This window comes from Thiohalomonas denitrificans (genome assembly GCF_016841685.1).
Taxonomy (GTDB): Bacteria; Pseudomonadota; Gammaproteobacteria; order Thiohalomonadales; family Thiohalomonadaceae; genus Thiohalomonas; species Thiohalomonas denitrificans_A.
On the sequence record NZ_JAENYR010000153.1, the window covers coordinates 1 to 3,048 of the forward strand.

Annotated in this window: 4 protein-coding genes; all 4 read right to left on the minus strand. The window is 60.5% G+C overall.

Features of this window, described 5'->3' with window-relative positions; translation table 11 throughout:
- Nucleotides 1–192: 192 nt before the first annotated feature.
- The 4 genes from Q7L05_RS17250 to Q7L05_RS17265 are packed head-to-tail and all read right to left on the minus strand — an operon-like array spanning nt 193 to nt 2,865.
- Nucleotides 193–942: a hypothetical protein gene (locus Q7L05_RS17250; RefSeq protein ID WP_303909535.1), complete on the minus strand. Its 750-nt coding sequence runs from the start codon at nt 940–942 to the stop codon at nt 193–195.
- Between the two features lie 36 nt (nt 943–978).
- Nucleotides 979–1,362, minus strand: coding sequence for a VanZ family protein (locus Q7L05_RS17255; protein ID WP_303909537.1), 384 nt, complete (start codon nt 1,360–1,362; stop codon nt 979–981).
- Nucleotides 1,355–2,152 (minus strand): undecaprenyl-diphosphate phosphatase, encoded by a 798-nt coding sequence (locus Q7L05_RS17260; RefSeq protein ID WP_303909539.1) that lies wholly within the window; start codon nt 2,150–2,152, stop codon nt 1,355–1,357. Before Q7L05_RS17260 ends, Q7L05_RS17255 begins: the two co-directional genes overlap by 8 nt.
- Before the next feature lie 17 nt (nt 2,153–2,169).
- The gene (locus Q7L05_RS17265; protein ID WP_303909541.1) at nt 2,170–2,865 is read right to left on the minus strand and encodes a class I SAM-dependent methyltransferase; all 696 of its coding nucleotides are present in this window, start codon (nt 2,863–2,865) and stop codon (nt 2,170–2,172) included.
- Between the last annotated feature and the right edge of the window lie 183 nt (nt 2,866–3,048).

Here is a 3,048-nt window from a genome sequence, read left to right on the forward strand (position 1 = left end):
GTCGGGAGCTGCCTGTTGTTTTCTGGATTCCCGCCTTCGCGGGAATGACGGCTTTTGGGTTCGATGGCTGCCGGTCGCCGCCGACCTTTCGCCTTTGTACCAGCGAAAACGTTAGGGCGACCCACTTGCTATCGGCTCAAAAATAGGGAGCAGAGATGGGCATCCGCATCTCTGCTTCCCGTTGCGGCTGCGCTATTCCCAGCGGCCCTCGAAGAGGGGTTCGATCGGATGCCGGCTTTTGCGGATGCGCAGGTCGGAAAACATCTCGGCGCTGTTCACGTCTTCATCCTGCGGGTCCAAATCGATCTCCAGCTCCCGCTCGGCATCCTCACGCGCACCGATCATCATCAACTCGGCACCTTCGTAATCCAGATAGTCGGGCGGTTCGATTTCGATGAAGCGACGGTCGCGGAATTTCTCCATCAGGTGCTTGGGGAATCGGGCCTGCTGGCGCCTGCCGAGGCCGGCGCTCGGTGGCGAGGGTTTATCGGGATTCTTGACGCTGACGATAAAGCTCGCCTCCGGTGCGATATTGAGCTCCTTCTGGACCTCATCGGGCTCCTTGGGCAGCTCCAGCGCGTAAGCGAGGTGGGTATGACCGCCGTGCTCGACCAGCGCATAGACCCCTTCTCCAGCGGGCCGCGCCGGTGGAACTTGCCGCGTCCCCCGAGTCTTGGTCTCGTAGGTCTCTGCCTCGAACTCCTTTCGAAGCTTCACGGCCGAGTCCTCGACTCCGCCCACAAATCCCCAATACCGCTCCCCGCCGTCGTGGATTTCGGGCAGCCTTTTACGGCCCATCACAAGCAGGCGGTAGCGTTTCTTGCCGTGGGGGCTGAGCACCAAGTAGACCCGCTGCACGTCCTCGAGGCTCTCCACCTGCTCGGTATCGATCCTGGGGCGATACAGAAAATAGACGTTTCCATACTCGATCGTCTCGGACATGTGAGGACCCTCCGTGAAAAACGTAGCGTTTATACCTCAGCCGATTCGGCTATCGATCTCCTCAATCACACGGTCGACCCGGGCCAAGGCAGAGGCCAGGCCCAGCAAAACCCCGGTGGTATTGGCAACCATGTCGGCCAGTTCGAAATGGCGGATGCCCCCGAGTCCCTGCAGGAACTCCAGCGCGGCGCCCATGGCGATGAACAGTGCGGCATAGAACAGGCGCGGACGCCACCTGTGATAGAGCTGCACGAACCAGCCGGTAAGTACCAGATAAGCGAAGGCATGCTGTACCTTGTCGATGCCCCCCCAGCCACCGCCGAACGCCGGCGGTGCCGATGTAAGCGATAACCAGATAATCACCGCCACGAACACCCAGCCGATGCCAAGCCACAATCCCTTGCGATTCAGATCACGCATACGCAGCCAGCAGAACCCCTCCGAGGAGCAGACGATAAATGACGAACGGCATCATGCCTATTCGTTCCAGCAGTTTCAGGAAGAAGTGAATACAAAGATAGGCACTAAAAGCGGCCACCGCAGTACCAACCAGCAAAGGTGCCCATACGACCCTCTCGCCAGCACCGATCAGCTCCACGGTACTGAGCCCTCCGGCGATCGCGATCACCGGGATCGACAGCAGAAACGAAAAACGGGCCGCGCCCTGCCGGTCGAGACCCATCATCAGTCCCGCCGTCATGGTAATCCCCGAACGCGAGGTGCCGGGGATGAGGGCGATCGCCTGGGCGACGCCGATTACCAGCACATCCTTCCAGCCCACCGTATGCTCACTGCGAACACGCCGCCCATGGGCATCGGCCCACCACAGAAGTACTCCGAAAATGAGGGTGGTGGCGGCAATCACCAAAGGCGAACGCAGGCTCGTTTCTACCACGTCCTTGAAGGCCAGACCCGTCAGACCGACGGGAATGGTGCCAAAAAGAACCCCCCAGGCGAGCCGGCTTTCCCCCACCAGACGCTGCTCCGACAGCGAACGTCCCCAATCCACAACCATCGGGCGCAACTCGTCGCGGAAATACCAGACGACAGCTGCGAGTGTACCGACGTGGACCGCGACGTCGAACGCCAACCCCTGATCCTCCCAGCCGGTAAGGGTGGGCAGAAGAATCAGATGTGCAGAACTGGAGACGGGCAAAAACTCCGTCACGCCTTGGAGCAGCGCCAGGAGCACGGCCTGAAAGAGATCCATCGTCGTTGTCGTCTCCGTCAGCGACGCTGGGCGACGATTCGCCCGTAGCGACCTTCACGAGTCACTGTACTGTCGATGACGGCAAAACCGGTCCGGTGCAGCAGATAGTAAAGATCCTCGCGAGAAAAGCGGTTGTGTTCGACGAAGTGAATGAACAGGTCTTCCAATTCGTCGACCGGAGTTTCAGGATCGAATAGTCGCCCCTCGTCGGTCTGATTGCGCACGTAGACTTCGAGCGGAGCCCGCACCCAGTCCAGGATGAGCAGTCGACCGCCCGGCCGCAGAACGCGGGCAAGCTCCTGCAACGCACGCACCGGCTGGTTCATCTCGTGGAGCACTACCGAGGCCACAGCCGCATCGACGGAGGCCTCTTCGAAGGGGAAACTCGGGTCGTGCAGGTCGTCGCAGAGCAGTTCACCGTTGTCCGGCAGTATTTCGGCTGCATCCAGCATGTACGGTGCACACTCGACGCCGACCACACGTGCCGAAGGATAGCGTTCGGCGGCCGCCTTGACGAACATGCCGGGGCCCGCTCCCAGATCGAGGATCACCGGCTGCCCGGAATAGGCCGGAACGATCCAGTGCTCCCAGTCCGACCAGAAGGCCTCGTCGAAGCGCCGCTCGAAGCTCTCCTTCATCATCCTGGCAAAACGCTCACCGTGCCGATGGTGACGGGCCAGCATTTCCCGGGTCTCTTTCATCTGTTCAGACATGGTAATCCTCAGTACATCGACCTACTTCAGCCAGGCCGAAGGTTCAGAGCGGATTGTAGTTTAACCGATTTTACTTCATGGCGAGCCCCACTCGCCGCTTCGCGGCCCCGAATCGATGACGAACGTTCAGCCGTCATTGCGAGCCGTGCCCCCAGCTGCGCTGGGCCGAATCAATGACGAACA

Bases quoted from the DNA above. Each gene is read 5' to 3' on its own strand.
- Q7L05_RS17250 (WP_303909535.1), bottom strand. From the start codon at position 942: ATGTCCGAGACGATCGAGTATGGAAACGTCTATTTTCTGTATCGCCCC.
- Q7L05_RS17255 (WP_303909537.1), bottom strand. From the start codon at position 1,362: ATGCGTGATCTGAATCGCAAGGGATTGTGGCTTGGCATCGGCTGGGTG.
- Q7L05_RS17260 (WP_303909539.1), bottom strand. From the start codon at position 2,152: ATGGATCTCTTTCAGGCCGTGCTCCTGGCGCTGCTCCAAGGCGTGACG.
- Q7L05_RS17265 (WP_303909541.1), bottom strand. From the start codon at position 2,865: ATGTCTGAACAGATGAAAGAGACCCGGGAAATGCTGGCCCGTCACCAT.